Here is a 17302-nt window from a genome sequence, read left to right as displayed (position 1 = left end):
TGGCGTGGTGGAGAGGAATTCCTTTGGTGTGGGGTGTACACCTGATAGGGTTGACTAAGGATGTCCCGGGTCATTGGACTGGAGGAAGGGTCATGGCGGTAGCAGTGAGATTGTTGAATTGCTTCGCACTGATGGCCTTGGTGATGATGATCGGCGCGGTTGCTGATCGTGCTGGGGCAAGCACCCTGCCTTTCGGAACAGACTTCACGATCGAAGTTACGAACTTCGGTGGAGCCTCCGGAACGGTATCTGCCTCAGTTCCATTTGATGGACAACCCGATCCTGTCGCGGGAACGTCTCTCACAGTAACCGAATCCGTGACAATCCTCAGTTCGGAAGAAGTCCAAGCCAGCGGTTCCCTAATAGAGACCGCACGACTCAAGTTCGATATTACGAGTCCGGTGAGTTTCAGTAGTACGGTGCCGGGCACGCAAACGGGGCCTTTGCTTTCTATTGCAGGTTTGAACTTCTCGCTGAATCCCCAGGGCGAGGTGGTGTATAACGTGTTCGGTTCCAGCCCAATGTACGATGACTTCCGGGTGCACTTCTCGGTCGATGGTGTTGCACAGCCTTTTTCGGACGCGTTTTCGCAGGGCTTAGTACTGGGGCCTCACCCCGAAGATCCGTCGGTGCCAACAGTGTTGTTCCAGGGACCTTTTGCCGGGAATCCGAGTGATCCAACGGATGTCGTTTTTCCAGTTGGGGCATGGGCCATTATGGATCCGCCTTGGGATGCTATTGAGCTGGCTCTGGAGTTGAACGGCCTCGGAGTCAATGGAATTCACATCGAGACCACCATCAGGCACGAGTGTATTGACTATACGGAGTGCGCTGCCTGGACATTGCCGGAGAGTCGGCACTTGGGTCTGATCGTTCCCCTGGTCTGCGCCGTGCTCCTACTCGTTCGGCGTGCCAGAGCGTCGTAGTCGAGAGACACAAACATCGACAACAGGTCGGAGTGCGGCGTGGAGGTCGGAAGCAACCCCCGCCGGGCGTTTCGGAGCCACCAAAGAGCGCTGCAAGGTCCAAACGAAGCGCGCGGAGCATGACCGGCGGGGGTGGCGTTCGACCGACTCACCTGCCTCGATGCAAAATCAAGCTACGGACGCCGCCCCACAGAACAAACATCTCCCCGACCATCCCCATCCGAATCCTGCTGATCCCGATTCGCAACCTCAGGACAATTGTCCTGAGGATCGGATATCCCGTCGGAGTCGCGATCCGGTCCGCGGGCTTCCGGGTCGGCGAAGAAAGTACCGATCAAACCCCCGATCAGTATTCCGGCGGCCGCACCGATCAGCGACGCCTGGCCGCGATCGGAGTCGCCGACGATTGCGCCACCTCCGGCTCCGATCGCGCCGCCGATTACCGCTCCGTCCTTGAACCCCGTGGGATTCGCGCAGGCGCTGCATAACAATGCAGCGAGCGCGATCCCGGTCGAAACTTGGCGGATCAGCCGCAACCTCCGGTCTCTCCACAGGACGGGCAGCTATAGCAGGCTCCCGCGCGAACCATGATCGAACCGCAGACCATGCAGGGCGGCGCGTCCTCCTGCCCCCAGGACTGGCTCGACTCCTCCACGCTACCTCCGCGAATAGGAACCAGCTTCTCGCTGCTGACCTCGAGACCCACTGCTTCCGCCTGCGTCTCCTGAACGTCTTCCGTCGCCGCTTCCGTCGACAGGAAGTTCAGGCCCAGCCAGCGGAATACGTAGTCCGTAACCGACTTGGCGAACGGAATTTCGGGATTCTGCGTGAAGCCCGAGGGCTCGAAGCGCGTGTGACTGAGCTTGTCGACCAGCGCCTTGAGCGGAACTCCGTACTGCAACGAGATCGAAGTCATCAGCGCGACAGTGTCCATGAGTCCGGAGATGGTCGAACCCTCCTTGGCCATCTTCAGGAACACCTCGCCGGGCTGGCCGTTTTCGTACAGGCCGGTCGTCAGATAGCCGTCGTGCCCCGCGATCGAGAACTTGTGCGTCACCGCTTCGCGCGTGTCGGGCAGCTTCTGGCGAAGCGGCTTCGCCTCGGCGACGGCGACCTGTTCTTCGGACTCCTCGACTTCCTTTGCCCGGGTGTTCAGCGGCTGGGTGCGCTTGGAACCGTCGCGATAGACCGCGAGCGACTTCAGGCCCATACGCCAGCCTTCGATATACGCCTCTTCGATGTCCGTGACGCTGCACTCGCCCGGCAGATTGACCGTCTTGGAGATGCCACCCGACAGGAAGGGCTGGGCGGCCGCCATCATGCGGATATGCCCCATGTAGTGAATCGAGCGAAGCCCGCGACCCGATGTGAATGCGCAATCGAATAGCGCCAGATGCTCGTCCTTCAGGCCCGGCGCACCTTCGATCGTGTCGTGTTCGTCGATGTAGGCGATGATCTGCTCGATCTCCTTTTCGGAGTAGGCGCGCTTGCGAAGCGCCGGAGAGACCGTCTGGTTGACGATCTTCAGCACGCCTCCACCCACCAGCTGCTTGTACTTGACCAGTGCGATGTCGGGCTCGATGCCGGTCGTGTCGCAGTCCATCATGAAGGCGATCGTTCCGGTGGGCGCGAGTACGGTGACCTGCGCGTTGCGGAAACCGACACGCCGCCCGAGTTCGTAGGCTTCGTGCCACGAAGCCTCCGCTGCGGAGTGCAGATCCTTGGGAACCGCCGTCCCGACGCGATCCCCGTATTCCTTGTGGAGACCGATCACCTCGAGGAAGGAGGCGCGGTTCTTCTCGAACTGCTCGAAAGCGCCAATTCGCGCCGCGATCTCGGCGGAACGTCGATAGGAACGACCCGAGAGCAACGATGTGATCGCGCTACAGAGATTGCGCCCCTCGTCGCTGTCGTAGGCGAGGCCATTGAGCATGATGAGGGCGCCGAGATTCGCGTAACCCAGGCCGAGCGGGCGATATGCGCGACTGTTGTCCGCAATGAGCTGTGTGGGATAGTCGGCGAAGTCGACGATGATCTCCATCGAGAGAATCATCGTGTCGACGGCCTGCTCGAAATCCTCGGTCAGGAACGTGCGCGAGTCATCCGTGAACTTCAGCAGGTTGAACGAAGCCAGATTGCAGGCGCTGTCATCCAGGAAGATGAACTCACTGCACGGGTTGGTCGCATTGATGCGACCCGAGTTCTTGACCGTGTTCCAGCGATTGATCGTCGTGTCGTACTGGAGTCCGGGATCGCCGCAGACGCGCGCAGCCTCGGAGATCTCGCGCAGGACGTCGCGCGCCTCGTAGGTATCGACGACCTCACCCGATACGACGGCGCGGGTCTGCCAGGTGCCGTTGTTCTCGGACGCCTTCATGAACGCGTCGGTTACCCGAACCGAGTGGTTCGCATTCTGGTACTGAATCGAGTCGTAGGCACCACCGACCTTGTTGAAACGCCCGTCGTAACCGGCGTCGATCAGTGCCCAGGCCTTCCTCTCTTCATCGGACTTGGAACGTACGAAATCGAGAATATCGGGATGCTCGGCGTTCAGGATGACCATCTTGGCCGCGCGGCGCGTCTTGCCACCCGAACGGATCACGCCAGCAAATGAGTCGAAGCCCTTCATGAAAGAGACCGGCCCGCTGGCTACGCCACCGCCGCCCAGCGTTTCGCGCGAGCTGCGGATCGTCGACAGATTCGAACCAGATCCGGATCCACCCTTGAAAAGCAGGGCTTCGGTCTTCGCCAGATCCATGATGGATCCCATATTGTCTTCGACCGAGTTGATGAAACAGGCGCTGGCCTGCTGAGGAACTTCGCGACCATCGGGCTCGACGACACCGAGGTTGAACCACACGGGTGAGTTGAAACACACGCGCTGATGCACGAGCAGGTAGCTCAGCTCATCCGCGAAGATCTGCTCCTGCTCTTCGTCTGTGAAGTAGCCACCCTGGCGGCCCCAGCGGCGCAGCGTTCCGACTACGCGACCGATCAGCTGGCGGACACTCGACTCGCGCTGAGGCGTGCCCAGATGACCGCGGAAGTACTTCGAGGCGACGATATTCGTCGCCATGATCGACCAACTCTTGGGAACTTCGACGTTGTCCTGCTCGAAAACGACTTCGCCGCCGTCTCCCTGGATCTTTGCACAGCGCAGTTCCCACTCGACATTCTCGAAGACGTCTTCGCCGGCGCGCGTAAAGTGACGACGGATCGGAATTCTCGGGCTGTCACCAGCCGTACCGTTCGATCGGCCGGCCTTCGTCTGTTCGCTCGTCCCTTCGCGCAACCTGACATCTTCCACTCGTACTCCCCCATTGCCTTTCTGCCATCCGGCACACACCGGGCGACACCATTCCATTGCGAGCCGTCCTGGGCCCGACGTTTGGTTTGCCTCAATCCCGGCCTCTCACACCCGGGATTTTCTTCCGCTCTCGGTCCTGTCTCGATCCCGTCGCACCGCCTCCGCGACTCTTGGAGGGGGTTCAAGGAAAGGCCCCGAACCTCGGGGCCTCCGAGCCCAGGGCCTCCTCCAGAGCCCCCGAACCCGTTTCTCTCGTGGCGCCCGTAGCCCCCCCTGGCACCGAAGAGAATCCTTGATTCCCAACGCTGATTTTGGACCCGAGAACGGCGCCGGTCAATACGTCGACACACAATATCTTGGGCTTGTCTCTGCGTGAGCGCCAAGATATTGAGATTACTGAGGTTTCGCGGTCGGGGCTGAAAGCCCCCAGTCCACATCCGGACCTGCGAGCGGGTTCAGGCTTGCAACACGGATTTGTAAGCCTGCGATTTTGTTCGTCTTTCAATATTTGATCCTTTCGGAAAACGCCCGATCCCCATTTTCTCGCGGATTCTGTAATAATTGAGATCATCCAATTTTTTGGAACCTCTTTGAAACTCGATCTGCCCGGTACCGCGAGCCCTTCGGTCGGCCCGCCGCGACACCTCTCGCTGCGCCTGTCATGGCAACGGTCATGACCCCCGTCGCGACTGCGTCCGGGGGTCTTCGGGAGCGCAAGAAGGCGCGCCTTCGTCAGCAGATCCTCGATACCTCCGTGCGGCTGTTCCGCTCGCGGGGCTATCCCGAAACGACCGTCGAGCAGATCGTGGGAGAACTCGAGATCAGTCCCGCGACCTTCTACAACTACTTTCGCTCCAAGGACGCCGTGCTCGCGGAAGTGGCCAGGTTGGCCCTGGAACGATCGCGCGAATTATTGGAGAGCAAGCCGGAGCAGGCCGAGGATTCCGATTCACCGGGCACGGCGGGGCGATCGCACACCGCCGGGCAATCAGGCACGGTCGAGCAATTGCGGGCTTTCCTGGATCGCGTCTCCGCCGGCGTCGAGAGCGACCGTCAGCTCTGGCGTGCGATTTTCGCAACCGGTTCGCTTAACCGAGGCGCCAACGGCGAGCGTCGCGCCGCCGCCACGTCGGGTTTTCGAATCCTCGAACGAATCCTTTCAGAAGGTCAGGCGCGCGGAGAAATCACGCGTGCGCTGCCCGCAGACCATCTCGCCCAGGTCCTTCAGGGAACCATCCTGAAGATCCTGGCCGATTACGTGTTCGATTTTCCGCAACCGCACACACTTTCGCGGCGGCTCTCGGAATGCCTGGCGCTGTTCCTCGAACGGCGCTCATGAATCAGGAGGAAACCCCCAGATGAATTTCGGATTCACCGAAGAACAAGAATTGCTGCGCTCCGAGGTCCGCAAGTTCCTCGACGACCAGTGCCCGATGGAACAGGTGCGCAAGATCATGGAGAGCGAGTCCGGCTACTCGGCCGAACTCTGGACGCAGTTGGCCGAACTCGGCTGGCTAGGTCTGACGATCCCCGAAGAGTACGGGGGTGCGGGACTGGGCTGGGTGGATCTGGTCGTATTGCTGGAGGAGACGGGCCGCAGCCTGTTCCCTTCCCCTTTCATCTCCACGACGCTGACCGCAGCCGCGATTCTGGAAGCGGGCAATGACGAGCAGAAGAAAGCCTGGTTACCGGCACTGGCCAACGGCAGCGCCATCGGAACCCTGGCGCTGCTCGAGCAGGTCGACGTTCTGTCTGCCGACGGAATCACGCTGCTCGCCAAGACCGACGGAGATGACTTCATCTTGACCGGCGAGAAGAGCTTCGTGAACGACGCCGGTGCAGCCACTCATTTCGTGGTCGCATTCCGCACGGGCGAAGGTGCCGAAGACCTTGGACTGGCCGTGATCGAACGCGACGCCGAGGGAGTCAACGCGCAGAGCTTCCCGGGCATCGACCAGACCAAGCGCGTCGGCAGCCTGTCGCTCGAAAACGTGCGCGTTGCAAGCGACGCCGTACTCGGAACCGCTGGCCAGGCCTGGCCGCTGATCTCGCGCCTGCTCGACCGCGGTGCGATCGCGGTCACCGCCGAAATGGTCGGTGCTGCAGAGGGCGCGCTGTACATGACGGTGCAGTTCGCCAAGGACCGCATCCAGTTCGGCGATCCGATCGGCAGGTATCAGGGCGTGAAGCATCCGCTCGCGGAAATGTACGTTGACGTCGAGTCGTTCAAGTCGATGGTGTACTACGCGGCCTGGACGATCGATGAGAGTCCGGGTGAAGCCGAGCGTTCTGTGTCGCTAGCCAAGGCGTACGCGACCGACGCGTTCACGCGCATCGGCATCGACGGAGTGCAATTGCACGGCGCGGTCGGCTACACGGCCGAGTACGATATTCAGCTCTATCTCAAGCGATCGAAGTGGGCGCGCCCGATGTTTGGCGACGCCGATCATCACTACGAACGCGTGGCATCCCTGGGAGGTCTGTAATGCATTTCAACTTCAACGAAGAAGAAGAGAAGTTCCGCGACGAAGTCCGAGCGTTCCTGGACGAAAATCTGCCCGAAGGCGCGGACCGTCACGATCCCGTGTTCCTGATGGAGTGGAATGCCAAGGTGCGCGAAAAGCGCTGGGTGGGATTCTCCTGGCCCAAGGAGGTCGGCGGCGGCGGCGGCGGGATCGTCGAGCAGGTGATCCTGAAAGAAGAAATGGCCAAGCGACGCGCGCCGGCGCTCGGCACCTGCTTCATGGGTCTGGCCTGGGTGGGACCCTCGATCGTGCAGTACGGAACGGAAGAGCAGAAAGAACGCTTCATTCCCGACATCCTCGACGGAAAGTACCAGTGGTGCACCGGTTACTCCGAACCCGATTACGGCAGCGATCTGGCATCGCTGCAGTGCAAGGGTGTGCTCGAAGGCGATGAGTACGTGGTCAACGGCCAGAAAATCTGGACCTCGCTCGCGATGTGGGCGGAGTGGATCATCCTGCTGGTTCGCACGGATCCGAAGCCGGCGGTCAAGCACGACGGCATCACCTGCTTGCTGGTGAAGATGGATTCGCCGGGCATCGAACGCCGACCCATCCAGAACATGTCGGGCGGATCGATGTTCGCCGAGGTGTTCTTCAACGATGTGCGGGTGCCTGTCAATAACCGTCTGGGCGCAGAAGGCCAGGGCTGGCAGGTGACGATCTCGGCGCTCGCCAACGAGCGCTCCGGAATCGCCGAAGTCACAGGAATGATCCGCAAGCTCGAAGAGCTGAAAGAACTGGCGCGCAAGACGAACAAGAACGGGCGACCGGCAACCGAAGACACGCGTGTGCGCGGTCGCATCGCCCGCTTCGAAGCCCAGATCGAAGCCATGCGCCTAAACGGCATGCGCTACCTGACCAAGCAGCTCAAGGGCGAACCGCTGTCGAGCGAGACCTCGGTCAACAAGCTGCATCGTGCGGAACTCGAGGTCACGATGGGCGACTTCGCGCTCGATCTACTGGGCAGCACGGGGCATTATCGCGCCGGTTCCGACGCTGCGGTCGACGGAGGCAAGTGGCAGACCGGCGCACTCAACTGGCCCGACGTGGTGATCGGCGGCGGTACGCCGAATATCCAGAAGAACATCATCGCGGAGCGCATCCTCGGTTTGCCGAAAGACTGATCCGTTGACTGCGTTCGCCAACGAACTGCGCGAGCGGATCGTCGGCCACCTGGGTGCGTTCGAGCGCATCCCGACCGGTGGCGACGATCTGCGACGCGCAGCCGTAGCACTCACCGTAGTCGCCGATGATCAGGGCGAGGCCTGCTTCGTGATCTCCCGACGCGTGGAAGACCTGCGTTCCCATGGCGGGCAGTGGGCGATCCCCGGTGGACGCATGGATGCGGGCGAAACCCCCGAACAGACGGCCCTGCGCGAACTGCACGAAGAAGTCGGATTGGACCTCCCGGGAGACAGTGCCCTGGGTCAACTCGATGACTTCGCCACGCGTTCGGGCTATCTGATCACGCCCGTCGTGGTCTGGGGAGCGGGAGCCTCACAACCGGTACCCAACCCGGACGAGGTCGCGGCGGTTTTCCGCGTACCCGTCGACGACCTCGACGAACCCGGCGTCCCCGAGCTCTCGCGCATCCCCGAGAGCAGCCACACCTTGCTCTCGATCCCTTTCGAGAAACTGGAAACCACCATCCACGCGCCGACGGCGGCCATGCTCTTCCAGTTCCGGGAGGTCGCACTCCACGGCCGGCACACCCGGGTGTTTCACTACGAACAACCGGTCTTTGCCTGGCGCTAGAGACCCGTCTCAGCTTTCGAAGCCGTTGTCCTCGATCAGTTTGGAGTAGAAGGCCGCGCTTGCCTTGGGAGTGCGTTCCAGCGTTTCGAAGTCCGTGTGTACGATGCCGAAGCGTCGGCTGTACCCGAAGGCCCACTCCATGTTGTCCAGGAATGACCAGACGTAATAGGCGCGCACGTCCGCATCTCCGTCGGAGATCGCGCTCGACAGTCCCGACAAAAAGCCGCGCAGCAACTCGACACGATCTTCGTCGTCGATCGTCCCGTCGATCTTGCCCGTGTTGTCGCACACACCGTTCTCGGTCACGTAGATCTTCGGGCGGTCGTACTCCCGGGAGATGAAGCGCACGAAGTCACCGAGTGCGTGCGGCGCTTTCTCGTAGCCCATCGGAGTAGTTGGCAGGATCGGCTCCGCGCGGCGGTAGCCGATTCCAACCGTGGGATCGGCGTGGATGCGAGCCCGGCTGTACAGATTGACGCCCAGAAAGTCGGTCGGCGCGGCGATTTCATCGAGGTCCCCGTCCTCCACGGGCAGAGCCGCATCGCGGGATTCGTAGAACTTGGCGACCGACTCGGGATAACCGCGCCCGTAGACGGGTCCGTGCCAGACTCGCGTGTCGAAATCACGCGCGAGCTCGACGGCCTGCGCGTCCGTGGCGTCATCGGAGGCCGCTTCGAAACTCGTGTTCGCATTCGTGATACCGATCTCTCCCCCGCGCCCGCTCGCCCGATATGCGGCGACAGCTCTTCCGTGCGAGAGCAGAAGATGGTGGATCACACGCGTCGTCACGCTCAGGTCGCGAATACCGGGAGCGAGCGCGCCGACCCGATGGCCGAAATTCGCGGTGACGATCGGTTCGTTGTGCGTGATCCAGCGCGAAACTCGATCGCCCAGGCGGTCGAAAAGGACGGCACCGTAGTCGGCGAAATGACTCGTCACATCGCGATTCGCCCAGCCGCCGAGATCCTGGAGCGCTTGGGGCAGGTCCCAGTGGTAGAGCGTCGCGCAGGGCTGGATGCCGACGGCCAGCAGCTCGTCGACCAGGCGGCTGTAGAAATCGATGCCCTTCTCGTTGGGCACGCCGAAACCGAAGGGGAAGACCCGCGGCCAGGAGATCGAGAAGCGATAGGTCTGCAGGCCGAGTTGCTTCATCAGGGCGACATCGCCGCGATAGCGGTGATAGTGGTCGCAGGCGACGTCGCCTGTCTCGCCTGTCTCAATCTTCCCGGGTTGCCTGCAGAACGTATCCCAGATCGAAAGGCCCTTGCCGTCTTCGAAGGCCGCCCCTTCGATCTGGTACGCCGCGGTGGCCGCGCCCCACTCGAACCCCTCTGGAAAGCTCTGAAATGCCATGCCTCATGGTATCAGGGTGCGAGAGACGCGGGCCTCACTTACTCTCCGCATCCATGTTGCCCGTTCGGGAAGAATACGAGAGTCGGCTTGCGAAGCGTCGAGAGAGCGCTGCGGCCGCCTATGCGCGCAAACGCCTGCTTTCGAATGCGCGCCTGATCGTGTTCGGGGTCGGGCTGATCTTCGTCTGGTTGTCGCTGAGCCGCGAGTTGTTCTCGGCCTGGTGGCTGGCCCTACCCGTTGCGCTGTTCGTCGCACTCGTACTGCGCCACGACAGCGCGCGCCGAAACCATCTGCGGGCGGAGCGCGCAGTCGCACACTACGAAGCCGGCCTGGCTCGACTGGACTACCGCTTCACCGGCACGGGCAAGAGCGGTGAGCGCTACGCCTCCCCCGAACATCCGTATACGGGCCACCTGGATCTTTTCGGAAGCGGGTCGATCTACGAGTTGCTCTGTCGCGCCCAGACGCGGGCCGGCGAAGACCGACTGGCGGCCTGGCTGAGCGGCCCCGCGGCTCCCGACGAGATTCGAGCGCGTCAGGGGGCCGTGAAAGAGCTTCGCGATCGGCTCGACCTGCGCGAAGACATGGCGGTGCTCGGCCCAGAAGTGGTTGCGGGATTGCACCCCGATCCGCTGGTCGAATGGGGAACGGCGGAACGCGTACTGCCCGGCGGTCCGGCCCGAGGGCTCGCGATGGCTTTGAGCGCGGGAATGTTCGGCGCGCTGGCCGCGAGCATCTTCGGGGGAATCGGACTCGGTCCCTTGTTTGGCGTGCTCGCGATACAGGGCGTCTTCGGATTGATCCTGCGCAAACGCGTCTCCGCGGTCCTTCACGACGTCGAACGACCGGCGACCGACCTGGGACTGCTGTACGCGCTGCTCGAGCGCATCGAGCCCGAGAACTTCGAGTCTCCGATGCTTGCGGAATTGCGCGCGACACTGGACACCGAAGGTCTGCCTCCGTCGGCTCAGGTGGCGCGACTCAATCGCCTGATCACCTTGCTCGACGCGCGGCGCAATCAGATGTTTGCGCCGCTATCTCCATTCCTGCTCTGGGGTACGCATCTCGCTTACGCGATCGAAACCTGGCGCAGTCACTGCGGCCGACGATTGGCGCCCTGGATCGAGGCCGTCGGCACGCTCGAAGCGCTGGATGATCTGGCCGGACACGCCTTCGAACACCCCGACGACGCCTTCCCGAAGATCGTCGACGCGGGACCGTACTACGATGCCCACGATCTGGGACACCCGCTGCTTCCGGAACAGCGCTGCGTGCGCAACGACGTGCGCCTGGACGGCGAACTCTCACTGATCGTGATCAGTGGATCGAATATGTCGGGCAAGAGCACCCTATTGCGCAGCATCGGCAGCAGTGTGGCCATGGGGCTGGCGGGTGCTCCGGTGCGTGCGAGGGACCTGACACTATCGCCACTGGCCCTGGGCGCGTCACTGCGCATCCAGGATTCGATCCAGGATGGCACCTCGCGCTTCTACGCGGAGATCACTTGCCTGCAGCGAGTGGTCGAACTGCGAGAAGGCCCGATTCCATTGCTCTTCATGCTCGACGAAATCCTGCAGGGAACGAACTCGCACGATCGGCGTATCGGCGCGAGCGAGGTCGTGGCGGGTCTGGTCGAACACGGTTCAATCGGCCTGATCACGACCCACGATCTAGCACTGACCGAAATGGTGGGACGCATCGGCTCCCGCGCGAGAAACGTGCACTTCGAAGACCAGCTCGTCGACGGCAAGATGGTGTTCGACTACACGCTCCGCGAAGGCGTGGTCACACATAGCAATGCACTCGAACTGATGCGAGCGGTCGGACTCGAGGTCTGAGCCTTCGGGCGCATTCAGATATAGGTCAACCGGAAGCCGGTACCCTCGCGGATCTTGTGGCGGATGTTGATGCCGATCAGCAGCGCAGTCCACTGCTCCACGTAGCGCGCGTTGTACAGCGGGCCGCCGTTGATCGCACGCGTCCCCGGAATATCGTCGCAGAGCACCATGACGCGTTCGCGGGGCTGCTTCGCACCCGAAATGATCACATCGCACTCCACCGATTGATCCAGTTCGAGCAGACGATGCGCGCCGATGTTCTGGAACGCCGAGATCACCGACACCCCATCGGGCACCAGCGCCTGGCACATCTCGGCGCAGGATCCCTGGGATACCCCGACCACGCGACCGGCCACATCGCCAACGGCTGTCGCGAGCGGAACACCCATCGAAACCACGACCGTCTCGGGCGTCAATTCGTCCCGGATCGCCTTGACGGTTCCGGCCGTGTGCTCGAAAGGCACCGATAGAATCACGATGCCACCTACGGCCGCCCGGGTGGCTTCGGCATTCTCGAAACCCTTGATGTCACACCCCTCGATTTTCTCGCGCACCTCGTCTGCAGCGGTCACGGCTCGCTCTGCTTTGCGGCTGCCGATCACCACGGACCGACCCGCCTTGGCAAAGCGATACGCCAGCCCCAACCCCTGCTCTCCGGTACCACCGAGTATCGCCACCGTTTCCTTCGCCATTTCCTGCTTCTCCCCGGCCTGCACTCTTCTGTCCGCGGCGGCCATGCGGCCAAATCCTACCCGGCGGCCAGATCCTACGCGAATGAGCCGAGTCTTCTCAGCGCGGCAATTTGGGGTCCAACAGAAAACCCGCGAGAGGCTCGTGCCTCCCGCGGGTCGTCCGGGGCCGGGCTTCACGGCCTATGGCTAGTGGCGACAGCTCCGTCCGTGTCGGTGGTGACCGCCATGGTGTCGGCGTCCGCTGTGATGATGCCGCCTCCAGTGCCGATGCCGGCGCTTGTAGTTATGGGACCAGTGAGAGTGCGATCGGTAGTATTGACCGTGCCGGTTGTCGCGATGGCCGTAGTGCCAGTTCTCCCGATAGCGGGGGCGGTGATGCTTCTTTTTGGGCGAAGCCCGATGCCCGCCTCGGTGGTCATCGTGGCGACCGGCGCGCTGGTGACCGCCGTGGATCACCTGGCCGAGCACGCCTTTCCCCAGCCCAAAGGCCTCGTGAGCGGCGATTCGCCCGAGTTCGCTCTTGAAGCCGTCTTCGAACTCGTCACCGGCTCGCGCGCCCGAAGGCGCCAGGACAATCAACAGGCCCAGAACCAGGCCTGCCGGTAGAAGAACTCGGACGCCCGTGCGTCCAATACGAGTGAAGGACTTCGCTTGTGTATCTGGGTTCGACATCTGGATTACCTCCGCTTTGCTGCGCCCCGTTCGGGGCTCTCATCTGGGTTTCCGGGGTTGCGGAGTTCGCGTACACAGCTGTTTCAAAACTCGCTGAAACATCGTAAATACCTGTTTTAAAAGCGTTTATCTGATCGAACCGGGAACTGCCGGTGGCGCTGATCGGCAGCCGTGTCGCAACCCGGACGGCGCTGGGCCGATCCGGGTGCGGTCTCAGGAGTGGCCTGCTGGCGAATGCGGTCAAGCCGGAGAGCTCCCGGGCCGATGCGCGGAGCTGACGCTTATGTTGGAACTTGTCACCTGGGCCAAACGTTTCATCGCAACGCCATCGGTGTCGCGAATGGGAAACGAGGCGATTGCCGAGCAGGCAATCGAGCTCCTCGAGGAGCTGGGCATTCCTGCGCGCAGCGAGACGGTCGTGGTCGACGGCGTGCAACACCGCGCGGTGATCGCCGACATCGGCCCCGCCGATCGCGATGACGGCCTGTTGATGATCACGCATCTGGACACCGTGCCGCCGGGCGATGCAAAGGCCTGGACCGCGACCGGGGGTGACCCGTATTCCCCGACCGAAGAAGGCAATCGACTCTACGGGTTGGGATCCGCGGACGCGAAAGTCGACTTCGTGTGCAAGGCACACGCGCTGGCCTCGATCGATCGCGATCGCCTGCAGCGACCGATCCGACTGGTGGGAACCTTCGCCGAAGAGATCGGTCTGGTCGGCGCGCGCTGGCTGGTCGACCAGGGACTGGCAGAAGGTTTCCGTTACGCGCTCGTCGGAGAACCCTCGGAACTTCAAGCCATTCACGCGCACAAGGGCTACGCGGTGTTCGAGGCGCGCGTGGGGGCCGAAGCCGTTTGCGGTGCTCATTCCGGATATTGCCAAGAACAGCTTTTCGCGGGCCACTCCGCGCACTCGAGTACTCCGCATCTGGGTTGCAATGCGATCGAAGCGGCCCTCGAGCGACTCACACTGCCCGACGTCACCGGATTCGTTTCGATCTCGGGTGGCGGCGCGGTCAACAAGGTTCCCGACCACTGTGAGCTGGTCGCGTGCCTGGCGGACGCATCAGCTCCATCCCTTCGCGCGTCATCCTCCGAGCCACCCCCCCCGATGATGCGCGCGGCCAAACCTCTGCTCGAGTTTCACCGCGGCTGGCGAGACCTGCTGGAACAGCTGTCCGAACTGAAGAACATCGGCTTCGACCCCAACATCAGTGTCGGCAGCCTGGGCCGAGTCGAGACCTGCGAAGGCGGAGTCTCCTTCTACTTCGATCTTCGACCCATCCCGGGAGTCGACCCGCTGGAAGCCGTTCGTCCACTGGAAGAGTTGGCCGAGGTGCGTTGCATCCGTTCGAACCCGGCGCTGGCCACTTCGCTCAACTCCAAACTGGTCCGGGCGGTCGCCTGCGCACAGGAGCAGTTGGGGATCGGCCGGAATCTGGGCACGAAGGCGACTTGCACCGAAGCCGGACTGCTTTCGGCCAACGGCCTGGAGGCGGTGGTCGTGGGTGCCGGACCTTCGGTAGGCAATGTTCACCGACCCAATGAATACACGCGCATCTCGGAACTGGCGCAGGCGCGCGACCTTTACCGCTTGACGATCGAAGCGCTGTGCAGCGGCGGAGAACTGCGATGTTCTTGATACGTCCCACCGTCCCCGACGATCTCGACGCGATCTTCGAACTGGCCGTATTCCTCGACAGTCCCAACCTGCCGACCGATCGAGAGTTCCTCGCCACCCGGCTGGAACGCTCCACGCGAGCCTTCGGTCAGCCCGGACCGGCATCCGCTGAACGCGAATACCAGTTTGCACTGGTCAATGAAGCCGATCAGGTCGTGGGAACCTGCGCGATCCTGTCCAAGCACGGCACGCCCGGCATGCCGCATATGTTCCTGCGTGTCGGCGAAGAGGTGCGTCACTCGGAAACCGTCGTCTGCACCATGCGACACAAGATGCTGCAACTCGGTTCGACGACAGACGGACCGACCGAACTCGGCGCGTTGGTCCTGCACCCGAAGGAGCGTGGACGCGGAGGGCGACCCGGCACACTTCTATCGTGGGGACGTTTCGCCTATATCGCGCGCCATCGCAGCTGCTTCGAAGATCGCGTCCTGGCCGAGATGCGCGCTTCACTCGACGCCTGGGGACGCAGCGCCTTCTGGGACGCCTTCGGCCGCCACTTCACCGGCATGAGCTACGCCGACGCAGATCGCCTCAGTGCCACCGACAAGAGCTTCATCCTCGACCTGTTTCCCGATGTGCCCTTCTACGCATCGTTGCTAGACGCGGAGGTGGCGGCCCAGCTCGGGCAAGTACACGAGGAGACCCGACCCGCTCTCAGTCTGCTGGAGCGAGCGGGCATCGAGCCGATCGACGAGATCGATCCGTTCGACGGCGGACCTTTCGTGGGTGCGAACACCGACGACGTGATCCCGATCAACAGCACGCTATTTGGCACATTGATCGATAACGAACCCGGTGACGCTGCCTCGGATGCGATCGTCATGACCGAAGAAGGTGGGCATCTGCGCGGCGTGATCGCGAAAGCAGAATCGTGCACCGGCGGACTGCGCCTGGCCAAGGACGCATGGGAGCGACTGGAGATCTCACCGGGGGACGAGCTGACGCTGACGCCGCTCCCCCCGAAACGCAAGCGAGGAGAAAGCCATGGCTGATCCATCCCCATTCGAAGCACGGGGCGACTTCATCGACGGGGAGTTCGTTCTACCCGAACACACCGAGGGAGAAATCGCACTCGAAGATCCGGGCGACACCGATGCCCTTTCCGGCGCCTTTCCCTACTCATCGGCTTCGGTCGACGCAGCGGTCGATGCCGCGCGGCGCGCCTGGCCGGCCTGGCGCGACCTTCCCTTCTCGGAACGCGCGACCTACCTGCAGCGCTTCGCCGAAGCCATGGAAGCCGAACGCGAGGGCATGGCAAACCTGATCGCGCGCGAGATCGGCAAGCCGCTCTGGGAGGCCAAGACCGAAGTCGCGGCCATGATTGCGAAGATCGGCATCACTCTCGGACCGGGAATGGAAGAAGTCCGCGAGCGCAGCGTCGAACTGACGGCAAATCAACTGGGACGCTGGCGCGCGCATTCGCGCGGCGTGCTGTCGGTACACGGTCCGTTCAACTTCCCCGCCCATCTGGTCAATGGCCACGTGGCCCCCGCCCTGGCCACGGGCAATACGATCGTACTCAAGCCGTCCGAACTCGCCCCGGCGGTCGGACAGTTCTACGTCGAACTGGCGGCGCGCGCGGGTTTCCCCGCGGGCGTGATCAATCTGGTTCAGGGCGAAGGAGCCCAGGGAGCCAAGCTGGCTGAACACTCCGACGTGGACGGCGTGCTCTTCACCGGCTCCTACCACGTGGGCCGGCGCATCCTGGAAGCCACGATCGATCAACCGCATAAACTCGTGGCCCTGGAGATGGGCGGAAAGAACGGCGTACTGGTGTGTGATGACGGAGACGTCGATGCAGCCGCCAGTGCGATCGCGTTTGGTGCCTGTGCCACCACTGGACAGCGTTGCAGCGCCACGAGTCGCGTGTTCGCGATGCCCCAGGTCATCGAGCCACTGACCAAGCGACTGATCCGCATCTTCGGTCGCATCGGAGTCGGCTATGCGCTCGACGAAAACGTGTTCATGGGACCTCTGATTTCGTCCGGGGCGCGCGAGCGCCACATGCAGGTCTTGCGCGCCGCGCGTGACGAAGGCGCGGAACTCCTGTGCGAAGGTGGACCGTGTGAATCGACGCGACCCGGACACTACGTACGCCCCACGATCCACCGCGTCCAGGATCCCATGCGCAAGAGTCCCTACCAGATGGAAGAACACTTCGTGCCCGATATCTTCATCTGCCCAGTACAGACGGTCGATGAAGGCATCGCCGCTCTGGACGCGACGGACTACGGACTGGTGGCGAGTGTATTCAGCGCCGACCGTGCAAACTTCGAGCGCTGTCATCGCGAGACGCGAGTGGGCCTGATCAACTGGAACCTGACCACAGTCGGCGCTTCCTCGAAGCTACCCTTCGGCGGAGTCAAGAGGAGTGGCAACGATCGTCCAGCGGGGGCGCTTTCGGCAGCCTATTGCACTTATCCGGTCGCGAGCCTGGAAACCGAGGAACCCGACGCATTGCACAACTACCCGGGATTCCCGAAACCGCGCTAGTTTCCAGGGAAGGCACGCGAGAGGGGCGCGATGACACATACGATCCTGATGGGC

14 protein-coding genes are annotated in these 17302 nt (G+C 62.6%); 9 read left to right on the top strand and 5 right to left on the bottom strand.

What is annotated here, in order from left to right; all coding sequences use genetic code 11:
* Nucleotides 1-92 precede the first annotated feature (92 nt).
* Nucleotides 93-926, top strand: a complete 834-nt coding sequence (locus GY725_04200; protein ID MCP4003377.1) for a hypothetical protein — start codon at nt 93-95, stop codon at nt 924-926.
* A 173-nt stretch (nt 927-1099) separates the two neighbouring features.
* On the opposite strand, the gene GY725_04195 is transcribed toward GY725_04200, so the two are convergent.
* Nucleotides 1100-1366, bottom strand: coding sequence for a hypothetical protein (locus tag GY725_04195; protein MCP4003376.1), 267 nt, complete (start codon nt 1364-1366; stop codon nt 1100-1102).
* An 86-nt stretch (nt 1367-1452) separates the two neighbouring features.
* Nucleotides 1453-4290 carry a vitamin B12-dependent ribonucleotide reductase gene (locus GY725_04190; protein MCP4003375.1) on the bottom strand — a complete coding sequence of 946 codons (2838 nt, stop codon included), beginning with the start codon at nt 4288-4290 and terminating at the stop codon, nt 1453-1455.
* A gap of 616 nt (nt 4291-4906) precedes the next feature.
* Between GY725_04190 and GY725_04185 the strand changes: the two genes are divergently transcribed.
* From GY725_04185 to GY725_04170, 4 genes are read left to right on the top strand one after another with little or no spacing between them, the layout of a single operon-like run.
* The gene (locus GY725_04185) at nt 4907-5572 is read left to right on the top strand and encodes a TetR/AcrR family transcriptional regulator (GenBank protein MCP4003374.1); all 666 of its coding nucleotides are present in this window, start codon (nt 4907-4909) and stop codon (nt 5570-5572) included.
* A gap of 19 nt (nt 5573-5591) precedes the next feature.
* Complete coding sequence (locus tag GY725_04180) at nt 5592-6719, top strand: acyl-CoA/acyl-ACP dehydrogenase (protein MCP4003373.1); 1128 nt, start codon at nt 5592-5594, stop codon at nt 6717-6719.
* Nucleotides 6719-7882 carry a hypothetical protein gene (locus GY725_04175; protein ID MCP4003372.1) on the top strand — a complete coding sequence of 388 codons (1164 nt, stop codon included), beginning with the start codon at nt 6719-6721 and terminating at the stop codon, nt 7880-7882. Before GY725_04180 ends, GY725_04175 begins: the two co-directional genes overlap by 1 nt.
* A gap of 25 nt (nt 7883-7907) precedes the next feature.
* Complete coding sequence (locus GY725_04170) at nt 7908-8513, top strand: CoA pyrophosphatase (GenBank protein MCP4003371.1); 606 nt, start codon at nt 7908-7910, stop codon at nt 8511-8513.
* Nucleotides 8514-8522: 9 nt separating this feature from the next.
* Here GY725_04170 and GY725_04165 read toward each other — a convergent pair whose 3' ends face one another.
* Nucleotides 8523-9866: a beta-glucosidase gene (locus GY725_04165; GenBank protein ID MCP4003370.1), complete on the bottom strand. Its 1344-nt coding sequence runs from the start codon at nt 9864-9866 to the stop codon at nt 8523-8525.
* A gap of 134 nt (nt 9867-10000) precedes the next feature.
* Between GY725_04165 and GY725_04160 the strand changes: the two genes are divergently transcribed.
* Entirely contained in the window at nt 10001-11704 is a 1704-nt protein-coding gene (locus GY725_04160) for a DNA mismatch repair protein MutS (GenBank protein MCP4003369.1), read from the top strand.
* Between the two features lie 14 nt (nt 11705-11718).
* On the opposite strand, the gene npdG is transcribed toward GY725_04160, so the two are convergent.
* Nucleotides 11719-12396, bottom strand: coding sequence for an NADPH-dependent F420 reductase (gene npdG / locus GY725_04155; protein MCP4003368.1), 678 nt, complete (start codon nt 12394-12396; stop codon nt 11719-11721).
* Nucleotides 12397-12582: 186 nt separating this feature from the next.
* Complete coding sequence (locus GY725_04150) at nt 12583-13068, bottom strand: hypothetical protein (protein MCP4003367.1); 486 nt, start codon at nt 13066-13068, stop codon at nt 12583-12585.
* A gap of 283 nt (nt 13069-13351) precedes the next feature.
* Here GY725_04150 and GY725_04145 point away from each other — a divergent pair, with 283 nt between their 5' ends.
* The 3 genes from GY725_04145 to GY725_04135 are packed head-to-tail and all read left to right on the top strand — an operon-like array spanning nt 13352 to nt 17248.
* Nucleotides 13352-14713: a M20 family metallopeptidase gene (locus tag GY725_04145; GenBank protein MCP4003366.1), complete on the top strand. Its 1362-nt coding sequence runs from the start codon at nt 13352-13354 to the stop codon at nt 14711-14713.
* A complete protein-coding gene (locus GY725_04140; GenBank protein ID MCP4003365.1) occupies nt 14704-15747 on the top strand; it encodes an arginine N-succinyltransferase in 1044 nt (347 codons plus the stop codon). The genes GY725_04145 and GY725_04140 overlap by 10 nt, the downstream gene beginning before the upstream one ends.
* Complete coding sequence (locus GY725_04135; GenBank protein MCP4003364.1) at nt 15740-17248, top strand: aldehyde dehydrogenase family protein; 1509 nt, start codon at nt 15740-15742, stop codon at nt 17246-17248. Before GY725_04140 ends, GY725_04135 begins: the two co-directional genes overlap by 8 nt.
* Nucleotides 17249-17302 lie beyond the last annotated feature (54 nt).

The organism is bacterium (assembly GCA_024226335.1).
GTDB lineage: Bacteria > Myxococcota_A > UBA9160 > SZUA-336 > SZUA-336 > JAAELY01.
Note: the sequence above shows the minus strand (reverse complement) of the source record. Positions and strands in the feature narration are given on the sequence as shown.

Bases quoted from the DNA above. Each gene is read 5' to 3' on its own strand.
- GY725_04200 (MCP4003377.1), top strand. From the start codon at position 93: ATGGCGGTAGCAGTGAGATTGTTGAATTGCTTCGCACTGATGGCCTTG.
- GY725_04190 (MCP4003375.1), bottom strand. From the start codon at position 4,290: ATGGAATGGTGTCGCCCGGTGTGTGCCGGATGGCAGAAAGGCAATGGG.
- GY725_04185 (MCP4003374.1), top strand. From the start codon at position 4,907: ATGACCCCCGTCGCGACTGCGTCCGGGGGTCTTCGGGAGCGCAAGAAG.
- GY725_04180 (MCP4003373.1), top strand. From the start codon at position 5,592: ATGAATTTCGGATTCACCGAAGAACAAGAATTGCTGCGCTCCGAGGTC.
- GY725_04175 (MCP4003372.1), top strand. From the start codon at position 6,719: ATGCATTTCAACTTCAACGAAGAAGAAGAGAAGTTCCGCGACGAAGTC.
- GY725_04165 (MCP4003370.1), bottom strand. From the start codon at position 9,866: ATGGCATTTCAGAGCTTTCCAGAGGGGTTCGAGTGGGGCGCGGCCACC.
- npdG (MCP4003368.1), bottom strand. From the start codon at position 12,396: ATGGCGAAGGAAACGGTGGCGATACTCGGTGGTACCGGAGAGCAGGGG.
- GY725_04150 (MCP4003367.1), bottom strand. From the start codon at position 13,068: ATGTCGAACCCAGATACACAAGCGAAGTCCTTCACTCGTATTGGACGC.
- GY725_04145 (MCP4003366.1), top strand. From the start codon at position 13,352: ATGTTGGAACTTGTCACCTGGGCCAAACGTTTCATCGCAACGCCATCG.
- GY725_04140 (MCP4003365.1), top strand. From the start codon at position 14,704: ATGTTCTTGATACGTCCCACCGTCCCCGACGATCTCGACGCGATCTTC.
- GY725_04135 (MCP4003364.1), top strand. From the start codon at position 15,740: ATGGCTGATCCATCCCCATTCGAAGCACGGGGCGACTTCATCGACGGG.